Raw genomic sequence first — 15,943 nt, 5'->3', positions numbered from 1 at the left:
TGATAGTGACTATACTAATTTAAAGTGTAGTCACTTTTTTTATGAAAAGAGGAAATAATGATTTTAAATGATTTTTTACCAGTAAATAAATCGGATATGGAAAAATTGGGATGGGACGTTCTTGATTTTATCTTAGTTTCGGGAGATGCCTATGTGGATCATCCAAGCTTTGGGCCTGTTGTCATCGCAAGGGTTCTATTAGATGCTGGCTTTAAAGTGGGTATTATACCACAACCGGATTGGAAGGATCCAAAAAGTGTTACTGTTTTGGGAGAACCTAGATTAGGCTTTTTGGTATCCGCTGGGAATATGGATTCCATGGTGAATCATTACTATGTTTCTAGAAAGAGAAGAGACGTAGATAATTATTCTGAAGGTGGGGTTATGGGTAAGAGACCTGACCGTGCAACTTTGGTCTACACTAATTTAATTAGGAAGACCTATAAAAACAAGCCGATAATTCTCGGTGGAATAGAAGCATCGCTTAGACGATTTGCACATTATGATTACTGGGATGATTCTGTAAGACGTTCAATATTGTTTGATAGTACAGCAGACTTACTCATATACGGCATGGGCGAGAATCAAGTCGTTGAAATCGCAGAGTACTTAAACAATGGCATTGAAATTCAATATATTCAGCATATACCAGGGACATGCTTCTTGACGCATTCTCTTGAAAATTTAGATAAATATATAGAAATTCCATCATATGAAGCTGTAAAAGGCGATAAGGTAAAGTATGCAGAGGCTTTTAAGGTGCAATATGATGAACAAGATCCAATTCGTGGCAAGACGATCGTTCAAAAACATGACGAGGTCTATCTGGTTCAAAATCCACCGACAATGCCACTTGAAAGAGAGAGGTTAGACTGGGTCTTTGACCTCGGTTATATGAGACAGTACCATCCTATGTATGAAGCTGGTGGTGGTATTCCTGCCATTAAAGAAGTTAAACTCAGCATCATCAGTGAAAGAGGCTGTTTTGGAAACTGTTCATTTTGCGCACTAGCATTTCATCAAGGCCGGATAATTACATCAAGATCTCATGAATCTATTATCAAGGAAGCTCAGACGATTCAGCTGGATGTTGATTATAAGGGCTATATTAACGACGTGGGCGGGCCCACAGCCAACTTTAGACATCCTGCTTGTACAAAGCAGCTTAAACATGGGGCCTGTAAACACCGTCAATGTCTTTACCCAGAACCATGTGAGTTCTTGGATACTGACCACAGTGATTACATTGAACTCTTGTCTAAGTTAAGAGCACTTGAGGGCATAAAAAAAGTATTTATTAGAAGCGGTATTCGCTATGACTACTTAATGTATGATAACGATGATGCTTTTTTCTATGATCTATGTCAATATCATGTCAGTGGACAGCTCAAGGTGGCACCGGAACATATCGACGAGACGGTTCTTGACTACATGGGTAAACCAAGTGGCAAGCTTTATGGCGAATTCGTCAAGAAGTTCGATAAGATAAATAAGGAAATACAAAAAGACCAGTATATAATTCCCTACTTAATGAGTTCTCATCCAGGCAGTACCATTCAATCTGCAATTAGATTGGCAGAATACCTCAGAGATATTCAATATACGCCAGAGCAGGTTCAAGATTTTTATCCAACGCCTGGCACAATGAGCACTTGTATGTACTATACAGAACTTGATCCAAGGACCATGAAACCTGTCTTTGTGCCAAAGACCAGCAAGGAAAAAGCCATGCAAAGGGCACTTTTACAGTATAAAAACCCAAGAAACTACGACTTGGTTTACGAAGCCCTGATCCTCGCAAATAGACAAGATTTGATTGGTTTTCATGCCAAGGCACTTATTAAGCCAAGACATAAAGGGGAACACAAGCAAGACCATAAAAAACCAAGATCAGACCACCATAAATCAGGAAAAGCAAAATCGTCTACAAATTCAAATGAGAAGACTAAAAAAAGACGGTAATTGGTTAAAATTAAGTCAATATAATCCCATAATTATGGGTTAATAGGACAAATTTTGAGGGGTGCTAAAAATGAAAGAAAATTTGGTTATTATTGATGGTAAAAGTTTGACAATTGAAGATGTTGTTAATGTTGCTAGAAACAACTATAAGATTAAGATTGCTGATGAAGCTTTAGTTAAAGTAGATAAAGCTAGAAAATTAGTAGATGATTTTGTAGATGAAAAAAGAGTTGTTTATGGCATTACAACTGGATTTGGTAAATTCTCTGATGTCGTTATTTCTAAAGAAGAGTCATCGGATCTTCAGACCAACCTTATTATCAGTCATGCTTGTGGTGTTGGTACGCCGTTTACGGATGATATCTCTAAAGCAATCATGTTATTACGTGTTAACAATCTTTCTAAAGGCCACAGTGGTGTAAGACGTTTGACACTTAACACTTTGGTTGAAATGATCAATAAAAATGTATGTCCAATTATTCCTGAAAAAGGATCTCTAGGGGCTAGTGGTGATTTGGCACCGCTTGCACATATGGTGCTTGTAATGCTTGGCCTTGGGGAAGCAACTTTTGAAGGTGAGAGAATGTCTGGTGCTGAAGCTATGAAAAAAGCAGGTATTGAGCCGATTGTTCTTACATCTAAAGAAGGCCTAGCACTTATCAATGGTACTCAAGTTATGACTGCTGTTGGTACGCTTGTTACCTATGAAGCAATTCAACTTTTAAAACTATCGGATATCTCAACAGCTTTGACCGTTGAAGCCTTAAAAGGGATTACAGACGCTTACGATCCAAGACTCCATCATGTAAGACCACACTTAGGTCAAATTAAAACGGCAGAAAATCTTTTAAATATTTTAAAAGACAGTAAGTTAACGACTAAGCAAGGTGAAATCAGAGTACAGGATGCATATACTTTGAGATGTGTTCCTCAAATTCACGGCGCAAGTAAAGATGCAATTCAATACGTTGTTGATAAAATTAATATTGAAATCAATGCGGTTACTGATAATCCAATCATCTTCCCTGATGATCAAGTTGTATTCTCAGGTGGAAACTTCCATGGACAACCTATGGCATTGCCTTTCGATTTCCTAGGTATAGCCATCGCTGAGATTGCCAATGTTTCTGAAAGAAGAATTGAAAGACTTGTAAATCCTCAGTTAAGTGGTTTGCCAGCTTTCTTAACGCCACACGGTGGTTTACACTCTGGGTTTATGATTGCCCAATACGCAGCTGCAGCTTTAGTATCTGAGAACAAAGTTTTAGCACATCCTGCAAGTGTTGACTCGATTCCTTCTTCTGCAAATCAAGAAGACCATGTAAGTATGGGAACGATTGCTGCTAGAAAAGCAAGAGACATTTTATTCAATGCACAAAACGTTGTTGCGATTGAACTTTTATCTGCTGCACAAGCAATTGATTTTGATGATGCGTCAAAATTAGGCAAAGGTTCAAAGGCTGCTTATGATGTTATCAGAAGAGAAGTCACAAAAATTGAAGAAGATCGTGTAATGTATCTAGATTTTAATAAGATATATGATATAATTAAAACTAATGAAATCGTAGAAAGTGTAGAGAATGTCATTGGGACATTAGCTATCAATTAGAAAGGTGATTATTTGTTATCTCAAGAAAAATTAGATCGCATCAATTTTTTAGCCAATAAGAAAAAGTCTGAAGGATTGAACGATGAGGAGCTCAAAGAGCAATTAGAACTTCGTCAGGCTTATTTAAAAGCCTTTAGAAGTAGCTTTAAACAGCAACTGGACAACATAGAAATTGTCTATAAGGATTAATTTTTGGGTAGATATCCCTTGAAACGATTAAAATTTCATTGGAGGTGTTTAAATGGCGGAAAAACAATATATTGTTTTTAAGTTAAATGAAGAAAAGTTCGCAGCCAATATCAATCACATTGCGTCTATTACAGAGTACGCATCTATTACTTCTTTGCCAAATGGCCCTGCTTATGTAGATGGACTTTTAAATCTTAGAGGTGATATCATACCTGTTGTCAATCTGAAAAAACGTTTTAAAATGGCGGAAACTGCAGCAAGGGATAAAAGAATCCTCATTGCGAGAAAAGATGATGTCCTAATTGGCTTTTTAGTGGATGATGCCTCTCAGTCAATGTCTGTTGATGAGAGTGATGTATTGCCACCACCAAAGATTGCCATTAAAAGAGATAATGCTTATATTTCTGAGGTATGCGTTCATAAAAATGAATTAATCATCGTCATAGATCTGGATAAGATTTTATCAGACGAGGAGATTAACGAAATATTAGACATTAATTAGGCTAAATATATAACTAAAATAGGACCTATTTACTAAAAAAGCTCGCGTTATTTATAAACGCGAGCTTTTATGATATAATAATCATCAGTCAAAACGTAGTGGAGTGTGTGCTTTGAAGAATTTCATAGAAATAAAAGAGTTGGATCAAATTATAAATAAAACAGCCTCCTCAATTGAAGATGGCAAAAAAGAAATATTTGAGATTTCTGAGAAGACCAGACAAGATTATAATCACTATGAACAAGAAATACTTAACATTAAGACAAAGCTTACACTAATTGTAAATGAGATAGATAAGCTTGAAATTAAAGCCAAGATGGCGAAAAATATGATTGCGACAATCAATGCACATTTTGATGAATTTCAGGAGAAGGATATCAGAGATGCTTATGAATTGTCACAGAAAATTCAAATAGATTTAAGTGTTAAGAGACAAGAAGAAAGAGAACTACAAGAGCGTAAAACTGAGCTAGACCGATTATTGGTCACTTCAAAGGACGTCATGCTAAGGTCCGAGGTTCTTGAGACCAAAGTGAGTGTTGCCCTTGACTATCTGACAAACGGCATATTTGAACAACTTGAGGACAACAAGCACAAAAAGGAAGTCAGTATAAAAATCATAGAAGCACAGGAAAACGAGAAGAAGAGAATTTCAAGAGATATTCACGATGGTCCGGCCCAATCTTTGGCAAACATCATCTTCAAGGCGGAGTATTTGTCCAAAATCATTGACATTGCACCCCATAAGGTCAAAAAAGAAATCTCTGAGCTTCAGGAGGATATCCGGGATACGCTCAAAGACATCCGCAAAATTATTTATGACTTGATGCCCATGTCTCTTGATGATCTTGGATTGATTCCAACACTAAATAAACTTATATCCAATTTAACGGAAAGTCACCCCATACAGATAGAGATGCGGATTAAAAATATGGCACCTATTAATGACTCGCTCATTAACCTTACTGTTTTTAGAGTGGTGCAGGAGAGCTTTAACAATATCGTTAAGCATTCGAAATGTAAGAGCGCTTTGCTCTTGATCAATTGTAATGATCAAAAGATCGAAGTGGAAATAATTGACGATGGTATTGGGTTCGATGCCAAGGGGATGCTTGTTAAACCCCGTGGTTATGGACTTTACAATATGAGAGAAAGAATTGAAATGTTAAATGGCACATTTACCTTGGTATCTAAAAGTGGTAAAGGCACTAAAATTAAAATAGTCATACCTAATAAAAAATCTTGATGAAAGATAAATTGGAGGATTTAGATGAAACCAATAAAAGTTGCGATTGTTGATGACCATGCACTCATTAGAGAAGGTATAAAAAAATTACTCGAACTCGAAGATGGTTTAGAAATTGTTTTTTTAGCAGGTGATGGTGAAGAGGCAATATCAATGCTTGATAAGCATATGCCTGATATTATTTTACTGGATATAAATATGCCAAACATGAACGGTATTGATACACTGCGCGTTCTTAAGGAACAGTTCAGTGAAATCAAGGTCATCATGCTCACAATCCACGAAGATGCCCAATACCTTATTGAAACAATTAATATTGGTGCTGAAGGTTATGTTCTAAAGGATGCAGACGTATCTTCATTGGTTAAGGCAATTTACAAGGTTGTTCAAGGGGAGTTATATATCCATCCAACCTTATCAGGGATCTTAGTGAAAGAATATAAAAAGAAAGATAAATCAATTGATGAAATGATCGGAACTAACTTGACCAAGAGAGAGTATGAAGTGATAAGATTGATTTCTCAAGGTTTCAACAACAAGGAGATTGCTACAGAGCTTTTTATTAGTGAAAAAACTGTAAAAAACCATGTCTCCAACATATTCAAAAAAATAAAAGTAACAGATCGAACTCAAGCCGCACTCTATGCAATTAAACACAATATTACAAAAATTTAATTCACTTGATTGATAAATAATATTTCGGTATCCTATATATAATAACTAAAGGCTAACGATAGTTGAAAGGGGATATTTATGGAAAACACTACAAACTTTGAGGAAATGTCAAAAGCATTGACACATAATTTTAGAAATGCTTGGGAAGCGCTTGATTCAAATGAAACAAAATTGTGTTTTGAATTAAGTGAAAAGTATAAAATCTTTTTGGACAAGGGGAAAACAGAAAGAGAAAGCGCAAATGAAATATTAAAACAAGCAGTGAATGCAGGATACAAACCAGTTGAGGCTTATATTTCAGGAGAAGAGACTTTAAAAGTAGGCTCAAAAGTGTATGCATTAAATCGCGACAAGTCTATTATATTATTTGTAATTGGCAAGAAGGCGCTTAAGGAAGGTATGAATGTTGTTGGTGCCCATATAGATGTGCCAAGAATTGACCTTAAACCCTTTCCACTCTATGAAGACAGCGATATGGCATTCTTCAAAACACATTATTATGGGGGCATTAAAAAATACCAGTGGACTGCAACACCACTTGCATTGCATGGCGTTGTTTTCAACAAGAATAATGAGAAAATTGAAGTTGTCATCGGTGAAGATGAATCAGATCCTGTACTTGCAATTACAGACTTATTGCCACATTTAGCTAAGGATCAAGCAAGCAAGACTTTAGCTGAAGGCATAGATGGTGAAACCCTAAATGTATTGGTAGGTCATATGCCAATTGGTGATGACAAGACAAAAGACAAGGTTAAATTACACGTTCTTAAAATATTAGATGAAAAATATGGTATTAAAGAAGAAGATTTCTTATCAGCAGAATTTGAGATCGTACCAGCAGGTAAAGCAAAAGATTTAGGTCTTGATAGAAGTATGATTTCTGCTTATGGACATGATGATAGAGTTTGCTCATATGCAGGCCTTGCTGCAATTCTTGAACTGAGTGATGTAGAAACGACTGCTTGTGCCATGTTCATGGATAAAGAAGAGGTCGGTAGCCAAGGTAACACGGGTTCTCAATCAAGATATTTTGAAAATATTGTTGCTGAACTTATAGCCTTACAAGAACCGAACTTCAATGACTTGTACTTGAGAAGATGTATTACAAACACTGCTGTTTTATCTGGTGATGTTGGTGCTGCATTTGATCCAAACTATGCTGGGGCTTATGAAAAAAGAAACTCGGCTCATATAGGAAAAGGCGTACAACTTGTGAAATACACAGGTGCACGTGGTAAAGGCGGCTGTAATGATGCAAATGCTGAATTCCTTGGTTCCATCAGAAAATTGTTCAACGATAACAACATTGTATGGCAAATTGGTGAATTGGGTAAGGTCGACCAAGGTGGCGGTGGTACAATCGCTTACATTTTAGCAAACTCAAATGCTGAAGTTGTAGATTGTGGCGTTCCGGTTCTTAGCATGCATGCACCTTATGAAATCGTTAGCAAGGTCGATGTTTATATGACTTATAAGGCTTATAAGGCGTTTTTAAATCGCTAATAATAAGTGATTTAGTCATTTTGACATAAACTGTTTACAAGACATTCACAAAGAGGATTGGAATCCTATTTTAAAATGTTGTATAATAATGATAGATATTAAAAGAGCATTAGTTTAATGCTCTTTTTTTTTAAATGGTTTTTGGATAATAATAGATCAAATGGTTGGTCTTAATGGGAGGTCTCTTATGAACAAAAAGGTTTTTATAGTTGATGATGAAGAAAATATTAGAGAGTTGATCTCACTTTATTTAACAAAAGAAGGTTATGCTATTGAGACATACGGTTCTGGCGAGGCGTGTCTTGAGGCGTTTAAACAAAATGCACCTGATTTAGTATTATTGGATATCATGATGCCGGGAATTGATGGCTATGATACGCTTAAAGAAATCAGAAAAATGGGAACTGTACCTGTTATAATGATTACAGCTAAGGAAGAAACCTTTGATAAAGTTTTAGGTTTAGAACTGGGTGCAGATGATTATATCGTAAAACCCTTTGATCCGAAAGAACTTACAGCAAGAGTAAAAGCGGTTATTAGACGCTTTCAAAATACAGATAAACCGGATACAGAAGGCATTGTTTCTGTGCCTAACCTAACCATTAACATGGTAGATTACAATATTAGCTACTTCGGTGAAACCATGGAATTACCACCTAAGGAAATCGAACTTTTAAATTATCTTGTGAATCATCCTAATAGAGTCTTTACCAGAGAGCAATTGCTTGATCACATTTGGGGATACGACTTCTTTGGCGAGACCAGAACAGTAGATGTTCATATTAAACGCCTTAGAGAAAAATTTGAACGTCCTGATAATGGTTGGGAAATTAAAACTGTCTGGGGTGTTGGTTATAAATTTAAACTGGATTAAAAATGAGGTGAATGCATGAAAACAATTTTTCATAAATTTGCTTTTGTTTATATCTTGATTTTTTTGATTTCTTTTATATTGATCATAATTGGTGTGAGAAGTGTCCTCGATTATTATTTTGTGAGCAATGAAACAGATTTGATCTTAAAAAGAGCTCAAAATTTTGAGGGCATTGTCAATAGCAAATACGTCAACAGTATTAGTCTAAACTTGCTACAAGAGCAGATCATGCTGCTTGATGGTTACACGGGTGCAAATATTTGGCTTTTTACCGAAGAGGGTGCTTTTTATTCAACATCTGATTCAACTTATGACATGCAGTTGGGTAAATATCCAAATCTTGCAGAGGATATAGAAACTGTTTTTTCAGGTAGTGAAACCAGTCGAGAAGTCTTATACGAAGGTATATCACGAGATAGAATACTTAGAGTGGGGTATCCGTTTCATGTGGGCGATAAAATTTATGCGATGTTTATAAATGTGCCCATGCCCGAACTGGAGGACACAATTTCCAAGGTATCTGTGATCATATTCATATCTCTATCAATTTCTGGGCTGTTAGCGGTTGTTTTAATCTTCATGATTACACGAAGAATGGGACATGAAATTAAAGTAATCAATGATGCTGCAAAATTTATTGCGCAAGGCAATTTTGAGAAAAAAATAATCATTAATCGTAAAGATGAGCTTGGTGAACTTGCTGAAAGTTTTAATGTGATGGCTGCTGAACTCAACAAGCAGGAAAATACAAAACGTATGTTTATTTCGAGCTTGTCACACGATTTAAGAACACCTTTGACGACCATTAAAGGTTATACGCACGGCATGCTGGACGGCACGATAGAAGCTGATAAACAAGAGCGCTATTTAAAGATTGTCTCCAGTGAGAGTGATCGTTTAATCAAAATGATCAATGACTTATTGGATCTTTCTAAAATGGAAAGTGGTGCACTAATACTAAACAAAACGGATTTTGATTTAAACGATGTTATCATAAATGTTTTAGATAGTTTTGAACAAAAAATTATTGATAAACGCATTAAACTGACCATAGACTTGACCAAGGAGAAAATCTTGGCCCATGGTGATATGGCCTCTATTCAAAGAGTGATTTACAATCTCATGGACAATGCCACAAAGTTCGTGAATGCGGATGGTGACATAAGCATCAGAACGGAGCTTAAAAACGACAAAATATACGTTGGCATTAGTAACTCGGGAAATGTGTTAAGTCCAAAAGAGCTAAGCATGATATGGGATCGATTTACCAAGCTCGATAAATCCAGAGGTCTTGAGAAAAAATCATCTGGACTGGGTTTGTCCATCGTCAAAGAAATCATTAAAGCACATAATGAAAAAATTGAAGTATATAGTAACGAAGATATAGGCGTTGCTTTCATTTTCACAGTGGCAACTCAAATTTTTAAATAAGTATAGAATCATTTAACCGCTTTTGGCATGTTTAACAATCTTGCTCCAAGCTGGATGAGAACTAATGACCTATAATCATTTAACGCAAAACCCTGTTTTGCCGTTACCGCTCTCATCTAACCGCTTTTCGCAAGTTGAAGATTCTTGCTCTAAGCTGGATGAGAACTAATGATCTATAATAACTTAGTCACACCCAACCTTGTTGGGTGTGACTTATGTCCCGAAAAAATGTTCCCAAAATTTTTGATAAGATTTCAAAATTGTTCACAAAATCTTAAAATTGATGGTGTACTATAGCATAGTGGGAGGTGTATAGAATTGTTCAAAATAAATCCTGAAAAAAGACATAAGAATGCACTCGACCAACTTTTTTATGATGTTATGGAAGAAAAAGTTAGTTGTGCCGTAAAAAAAGGTGAAAATGTGATCAATACTTTTGATGTTGACGTCAGCGAGTCTGAGAGTGGTTACATCATTGAAGCAGAATTACCGGGGTTCTCAATCGATCAGATCACCATTATTTACGAAGATAATTATTTGAGTATTATTGCTCAAAAACAGGAAATGAGTAAAAGTGATTTTATACGCCGTGAAAGAAGAACTGGGTTGTTCAGACGCAATTTTTTTGTTGAAGATGTTGAGAGAGAAAATATAAAAGCAACGCTTAAACATGGTGTCTTAACAATAGAACTTCCCAAAAATAGGCATACAATTTTCTAAAAATTTAATGAGGTGATGATGATGAATGAAGAACGAAAAGATTTTTTAATTCAAGAGCCAGACACTGACTCATCAAAGGATCAGGAAAAATTAGAAAATAGCTATGTTGAAACTGAAGGCAATACAGATACACAAGCATTAGAAACAAATCATTCAGAAAACGATGACGAGATGAGTGAAGCATTTGAGGAAAAACCGATTACCGAAGACTCAGATAAGAGTATTTTTGTAGAAAGTGATCCAAGTGTCATCAATATCACTCAGCAGGGTAGTGCTCAAAAGGTTAAAGTTAAAAGCGGTCCAAAAGTAAAGAATGTTTTAGCCATCCTTTTATCTATTGTTTTGGTGGGATCAACCACTTTTACAGTGGGGTATTACCAGGGTCAAATTCATCTTCAAGATGAGAAGATCAATGCCAGAATTAATGAGATTCTCGATCAAAATATGAATGATAAAGTGTACAAATCAGTCATTAAGTATTTTGATGAAAATGGGAATCCTGTCACAGTTGGTGATGTGAATATCGCAAGCATTTATGAAAATGTAAGCCATTCAGTTGTTGGATTAACAAGTAAACTCAAGTATTTTGATTGGTTTAATAACGAGCGGTATACAGAGGGAACTGGATCAGGTGTCATCGTCAAAGAAGAAAAAGATCGCTATTATATTGTTACAAATTTTCATGTTGTTGACGGTGCCACAGAGGTTGTTGCAGAAATTGTAAGTGATCAAATTGTTCCAGCTACTTTGATAGGCTATGATGAAGACTCAGATTTAGCGGTTGTTTCTATTATGAAAGCTGATATTCCTGACGCTTACAAGAGTGTGATTAAACCGATTGAAGTGGGAGTATCTAATGATCTAAAAGTAGGTGAGCCTGCGATTGCCATTGGGAATCCTCTGGGTTATAACAATACGGTTACTTACGGTGTTGTAAGTGCTTTAGACCGAAAAGTTAATTCTGATCAAGCGAATGAATATATTCAAACGGATGCAGCCATTAATCCAGGTAACTCTGGTGGTGCCTTGGTGAATAAAAAAGGTGAACTGATTGGGATTAATACTGCTAAAATCGCAGATACAAATGTAGAAGGCATTGGTTTTGCAATTCCGACAGATACGATTATGCCTATTGTTGCGGAGCTTATTAAAAATGGTTATGTGTCTAAACCATATATGGGTATTGGTGGTGTAAACATCGATGAGGATACATCTAAACTCTATGAGATTCCAATTGGTGTTCTTGTAAAATACATTTATGAGGATTCACCAGCTTTAAAGGCAGGGCTCAAGGAGATGGATGTCATCATTGGGATAGATGATACTAAGATATTTACAATGGACGATTTAACCACAACTTTAAGTGGTTATAATCCAGGCGATAAAATTACAGTTAAGATCATTAGAGATGGTAAGGATAAGATTGAATTACCACTCACTTTGGGTGATCGTAATAAAAAATAGATAGAACAAGTGAATGTGATAATTTAGTAAAAAAGTGTATAATTTATTTATACACTTTTTTTGTTGTAGATTTTTAGTTTTCATATAGCTTAGAGCAAGCATCTTCAATTTGCGAAAGGCGAATAGATGAGAGCAGTAACTTTTTCTTCATAGCTTAAGTAATTTTAAGGAGGCATTTAAATGAGTATTTTAAATATATATTTTGTACCCCATCCGCCCATTATCATGAATGAAATTGGAGGCAAGGATGTGGACAATGTTGTTGAAACGATTGAGGCCTATCACAAGGTGGCAAGGCTTATTGCGACAGATCAACCGGATACGATTATTTTTATAACGCCTCACGGAATGTCGTTCGAAAATGGAACTTGTCTTTATGATGATATTAAGCTCAGAGGTGACTTTGAAATGTTTGGTTCGCCTCAAATTGAATTTCATAAAAATATAAATCAAGTGCTGACAAGGAGCATAGAAGCAAGTTTAGAGCAAGAAGAGATCACAAGTATCATGGTTACGCCTGAAATTGCCAAGCAGTACAATCGATCTTTAAAGCTTGATCATGGTGCGATGGTGCCCATGTATTTCATAGATCAATACTATCAAAATTATGACATTGTAAATGTGACACCTGGTAATACAAGTTTAATTGAGAACTATAGGATAGGCATGATTATAAGCAAACTTACTAATAATGATAGTCGCTGTGTTATGGTTTGTAGCGGCGATTTATCACATGCTTTGAAAAATTCTGGACCATATGCCTTTCATAAGAGTGGGCCTCAATTTGATCAAATTGTAAGAGATGTTGTTGTAAACCATGATATTGAAAAACTATTGACGCTTTCAGAGGATTTCATTGAAAATGCAGCTCAATGTGGTCTGAGATCATTTCTAATGGGCTTTGGCGCGCTAGATGGCTATGAATACAAGTCTGAATTATATAGCTATGAGGGCCCCTTTGGCGTGGGTTATATGTTGGCGCGTTTAGCACCATCATCAACTTGTGATTCTTTTTATGATTTGTATGAAAAAAAGAGAAAAACCAATTACTTCAATAGACTTTCGGAGGAAAGCTTGTATGTCGCTCTTGCAAGAAAAACAATAAGCCATTATTTAAAGACAAGGCGGACCCTAAAATCTGACGAGTTTAAAAAATATGTCTTGGAAACAGATTTTTATCACTACTCAGATGAGGAGATCGAAGTGTTTCTAGATGCTATGACATCTCAAAAGAGGGGATGCTTTGTCTCCATCCATAAAAATCATCATTTGAGAGGGTGTATGGGCACCATAGAGCCAGCGCTTTCTGATTTATATGATGAAATTACTTATAATGCAATTATTGCTTCCACAGAAGACCCAAGATTTAATGAAATTGATTTTTCGGAACTTGAAGATTTGGAGATTAGTGTAGATGTATTATTGCCAATTGAGCCTGTGACAGATTTCAAAGCGTTTGATGTCAAACGATATGGCATGATTGTTGAGAAAGGACGCAAAAGAGGCCTCCTATTGCCAAATCTGGATGGCATAGACGATGTAGAAACCCAGTATCGAATTTGCCTTGAAAAAGCGGGGATCTATATTGATCAAGATGTTAACTTGTATAGGTTTGAAGTCATTAGACATCGCTAGACATTGAAATATGCCATGTTAGTGGATATAGAATAAGGGTATATTATACTTGATATCAATTAATGAGGAGTTTAGCAGATGAAAAAGATAAAAGTGTCTCCAGGTATATTCTGGGTGGAGATTCCTGATGCGGAATTGTATATTTTATGTGGTTGCCCTGGTGATACTGTTAAGCACCTGATTAAAAGAGGGCTTGTTAAATCTGTTAAGAATTCCAAAGGCATCTTAGTTGAAACTGGCCCAAATGCAATTTTACTTTCGGATGTTACCATGCAAAAGGAACTGTTTTCAAATCAGGCTGAATTCCCTGTGCTTCAAATGCTTTATAGGCAGGGCATGATTATACCTAATCACCCACAAAATACAGGTGTGAAGCCTTTAATAATGGGAAATAAAGCTGAGATAGAGGCTCAGAGCGGGTATATTTATAGGGGGAATTATGGCCTTTCCACCCTTGAAGAAATAATGGCTGCTGGTCTTGACTTGCAAGAAGCTGAGGTTCAGATGGACATTAAGCTTAAATTTGCTTTTGGACATTTAAGAGAGACGAATGCCTTGTTGGACACTTTAGAGATTGGCAAGACTAGGGTTGAAATCCGAAATGGTGTGTATATTGAGAGATGTGGGTTGAATAAATTTATCATTTCTTACAAATCAGACCACCTTGATATTGATTTAAATTTGATGCCCTATGAGGATTATGAATGTCCATATGACCTAGAAAATCATAACTTCAAAAGAGATTATTTTTCCATCGTTCATACAGGTGAAGGCAATGGTTGGGATGTTGAAAGACCTTGTATGGCGAGTATACTTAACTATAAGGGTAAGATCTTTCTAATAGATGCAGGTCCTAATCTCATGTTTACACTATTGGCACTTGGAATTGGCATAAACGAGATCGAGGGTATCTTTCATACACATGCACATGATGATCACTTCAGTGGTTTGGCATTGCTCATGAGAGCTGATCATAAGATAAAATATTATGCATCTAAACTTGTGAGAACATCTGCTATTAAAAAATTATCTGCCCTTACCGTGATAGATGAGACTGATTTTGACCACTATTTTGACTTTGTAGACCTTGAAGTTGACGTTTGGAACGATTTAGAGGGGCTTGAGGTTAAACCAGTATATTCACCACATCCACTTGAGACTAATATTTTTTTATTCAGAGTCTTGTGGGAAAACAAGTATAAAACTTATGCACATTTGGCAGATATCGCTGCCTTTGACGTTCTTGATAAAATGGTTTCAGAAGGCGCTTGTTTTGATATTAATGCCTTTGAAAAAGTGAAATCGGATTACTTGGCACCAGTAGATTTGAAGAAAGTTGATATTGGTGGGGGCCTAATTCACGGTAAGGCTGAGGACTTTAGAACAGACAAATCTGAAAAAATCATATTGAGTCATATTTCAAAACCACTTTCAACATCTGAGAAAGAAGTAGGACAAGGCACTTTCTTTGGAAGTGTGGACGAGCTGATTTCAGGAAGTGAGGATTATTACAGAGCATTCATCACGTCATATATTAATGCTTATTTCCCCAATTTATCGTCAAATGAAGTGGAAAAACTTTTAAAAAGTCCGATGGTCACCTTTGAACCCAATCAGGTTATATTAAATCAAGGGCAAGTAAATGATGAAATTTATATCATGGTTTCTGGTATTGTGGAATATAACAACCCGATAGCAGGTATACGCAATAAGTTAACGGTTGGTTCTATGATTGGCGAAGTAACAGGTGTTGTTGGGATGTTACTAGAAGGGCATTACAAGGCAATCAGTCATGTTCGTGCATTAGCCATTAATTGTCGTGACTATGTGGCCTTTTTAAAGCATAATGACCTCTATGAACCTTTTATGCAAACTTTTGAACAACGTTTGTTCCTTCAAAAAACTTGGCTATTTGGTGAACGTATATCATGTGGTTTAAAATGCGACATTGCTAATTCAATGACAAGGATCTTTCTTGAAACTGGCGAACTTGAACAAAGAATAGAACAATTGGGTGTCTATTTGATTATTAAGGGTTCTGTAGTTATAAAATCTAGTGGGCTTGTAATCGAACAACTTGGAAAAAATGATTTTTTTGGGGGCGAAAAAATGATTTTGAAAAACAATTGT

At 36.0% G+C, this 15,943-nt stretch carries 13 protein-coding genes; all 13 read left to right on the top strand.

The window, feature by feature from the left end; genetic code table 11:
- The first annotated feature begins 57 nt into the window (after positions 1-57).
- On the top strand, positions 58-1,962 hold the full coding sequence (locus AC220I_RS03875; RefSeq protein ID WP_486722508.1) for a YgiQ family radical SAM protein: 1,905 nt from the start codon (positions 58-60) through the stop codon (positions 1,960-1,962).
- A gap of 70 nt (positions 1,963-2,032) precedes the next feature.
- Positions 2,033-3,571: a histidine ammonia-lyase gene (hutH, locus tag AC220I_RS03870; RefSeq protein ID WP_486722507.1), complete on the top strand. Its 1,539-nt coding sequence runs from the start codon at positions 2,033-2,035 to the stop codon at positions 3,569-3,571.
- A 12-nt stretch (positions 3,572-3,583) separates the two neighbouring features.
- The gene (locus tag AC220I_RS03865; protein ID WP_486722506.1) at positions 3,584-3,760 is read left to right on the top strand and encodes a DUF896 domain-containing protein; all 177 of its coding nucleotides are present in this window, start codon (positions 3,584-3,586) and stop codon (positions 3,758-3,760) included.
- 52 nt (positions 3,761-3,812) lie between these two features.
- Positions 3,813-4,262, top strand: a complete 450-nt coding sequence (locus AC220I_RS03860; RefSeq protein WP_486722505.1) for a chemotaxis protein CheW — start codon at positions 3,813-3,815, stop codon at positions 4,260-4,262.
- Positions 4,263-4,374: 112 nt separating this feature from the next.
- Positions 4,375-5,508, top strand: a complete 1,134-nt coding sequence (locus AC220I_RS03855; RefSeq protein ID WP_486722504.1) for a sensor histidine kinase — start codon at positions 4,375-4,377, stop codon at positions 5,506-5,508.
- Positions 5,509-5,532: 24 nt separating this feature from the next.
- Positions 5,533-6,183, top strand: coding sequence for a response regulator (locus AC220I_RS03850; RefSeq protein WP_486722503.1), 651 nt, complete (start codon positions 5,533-5,535; stop codon positions 6,181-6,183).
- A gap of 78 nt (positions 6,184-6,261) precedes the next feature.
- Positions 6,262-7,689 carry an aminopeptidase gene (locus tag AC220I_RS03845; protein WP_486722502.1) on the top strand — a complete coding sequence of 476 codons (1,428 nt, stop codon included), beginning with the start codon at positions 6,262-6,264 and terminating at the stop codon, positions 7,687-7,689.
- A 187-nt stretch (positions 7,690-7,876) separates the two neighbouring features.
- The gene (locus AC220I_RS03840) at positions 7,877-8,563 is read left to right on the top strand and encodes a response regulator transcription factor (protein WP_486722501.1); all 687 of its coding nucleotides are present in this window, start codon (positions 7,877-7,879) and stop codon (positions 8,561-8,563) included.
- A 15-nt stretch (positions 8,564-8,578) separates the two neighbouring features.
- Positions 8,579-9,994, top strand: coding sequence for a sensor histidine kinase (locus AC220I_RS03835; protein ID WP_486722500.1), 1,416 nt, complete (start codon positions 8,579-8,581; stop codon positions 9,992-9,994).
- 318 nt (positions 9,995-10,312) lie between these two features.
- Positions 10,313-10,714, top strand: coding sequence for an Hsp20/alpha crystallin family protein (locus AC220I_RS03830; RefSeq protein ID WP_486722499.1), 402 nt, complete (start codon positions 10,313-10,315; stop codon positions 10,712-10,714).
- Positions 10,715-10,735: 21 nt separating this feature from the next.
- The gene (locus AC220I_RS03825) at positions 10,736-12,178 is read left to right on the top strand and encodes a S1C family serine protease (protein WP_486722498.1); all 1,443 of its coding nucleotides are present in this window, start codon (positions 10,736-10,738) and stop codon (positions 12,176-12,178) included.
- A 180-nt stretch (positions 12,179-12,358) separates the two neighbouring features.
- Complete coding sequence (gene amrA / locus AC220I_RS03820; protein ID WP_486722497.1) at positions 12,359-13,813, top strand: AmmeMemoRadiSam system protein A; 1,455 nt, start codon at positions 12,359-12,361, stop codon at positions 13,811-13,813.
- A 78-nt stretch (positions 13,814-13,891) separates the two neighbouring features.
- The coding region (locus AC220I_RS03815) for an MBL fold metallo-hydrolase (protein ID WP_486722496.1) at positions 13,892-15,943 on the top strand (2,052 nt) is incomplete at its 3' end.

This window comes from Fusibacter sp. (assembly GCF_057447755.1).
This window is presented reverse-complemented; position numbering and strand designations above follow the sequence as displayed.

Coding starts and splice junctions, on each gene's coding strand:
- AC220I_RS03875 (WP_486722508.1), top strand. CDS start 58: ATGATTTTAAATGATTTTTTACCAGTAAATAAATCGGATATGGAAAAA.
- hutH (WP_486722507.1), top strand. CDS start 2,033: ATGAAAGAAAATTTGGTTATTATTGATGGTAAAAGTTTGACAATTGAA.
- AC220I_RS03860 (WP_486722505.1), top strand. CDS start 3,813: ATGGCGGAAAAACAATATATTGTTTTTAAGTTAAATGAAGAAAAGTTC.
- AC220I_RS03850 (WP_486722503.1), top strand. CDS start 5,533: ATGAAACCAATAAAAGTTGCGATTGTTGATGACCATGCACTCATTAGA.
- AC220I_RS03845 (WP_486722502.1), top strand. CDS start 6,262: ATGGAAAACACTACAAACTTTGAGGAAATGTCAAAAGCATTGACACAT.
- AC220I_RS03840 (WP_486722501.1), top strand. CDS start 7,877: ATGAACAAAAAGGTTTTTATAGTTGATGATGAAGAAAATATTAGAGAG.
- AC220I_RS03835 (WP_486722500.1), top strand. CDS start 8,579: ATGAAAACAATTTTTCATAAATTTGCTTTTGTTTATATCTTGATTTTT.
- AC220I_RS03825 (WP_486722498.1), top strand. CDS start 10,736: ATGAATGAAGAACGAAAAGATTTTTTAATTCAAGAGCCAGACACTGAC.
- amrA (WP_486722497.1), top strand. CDS start 12,359: ATGAGTATTTTAAATATATATTTTGTACCCCATCCGCCCATTATCATG.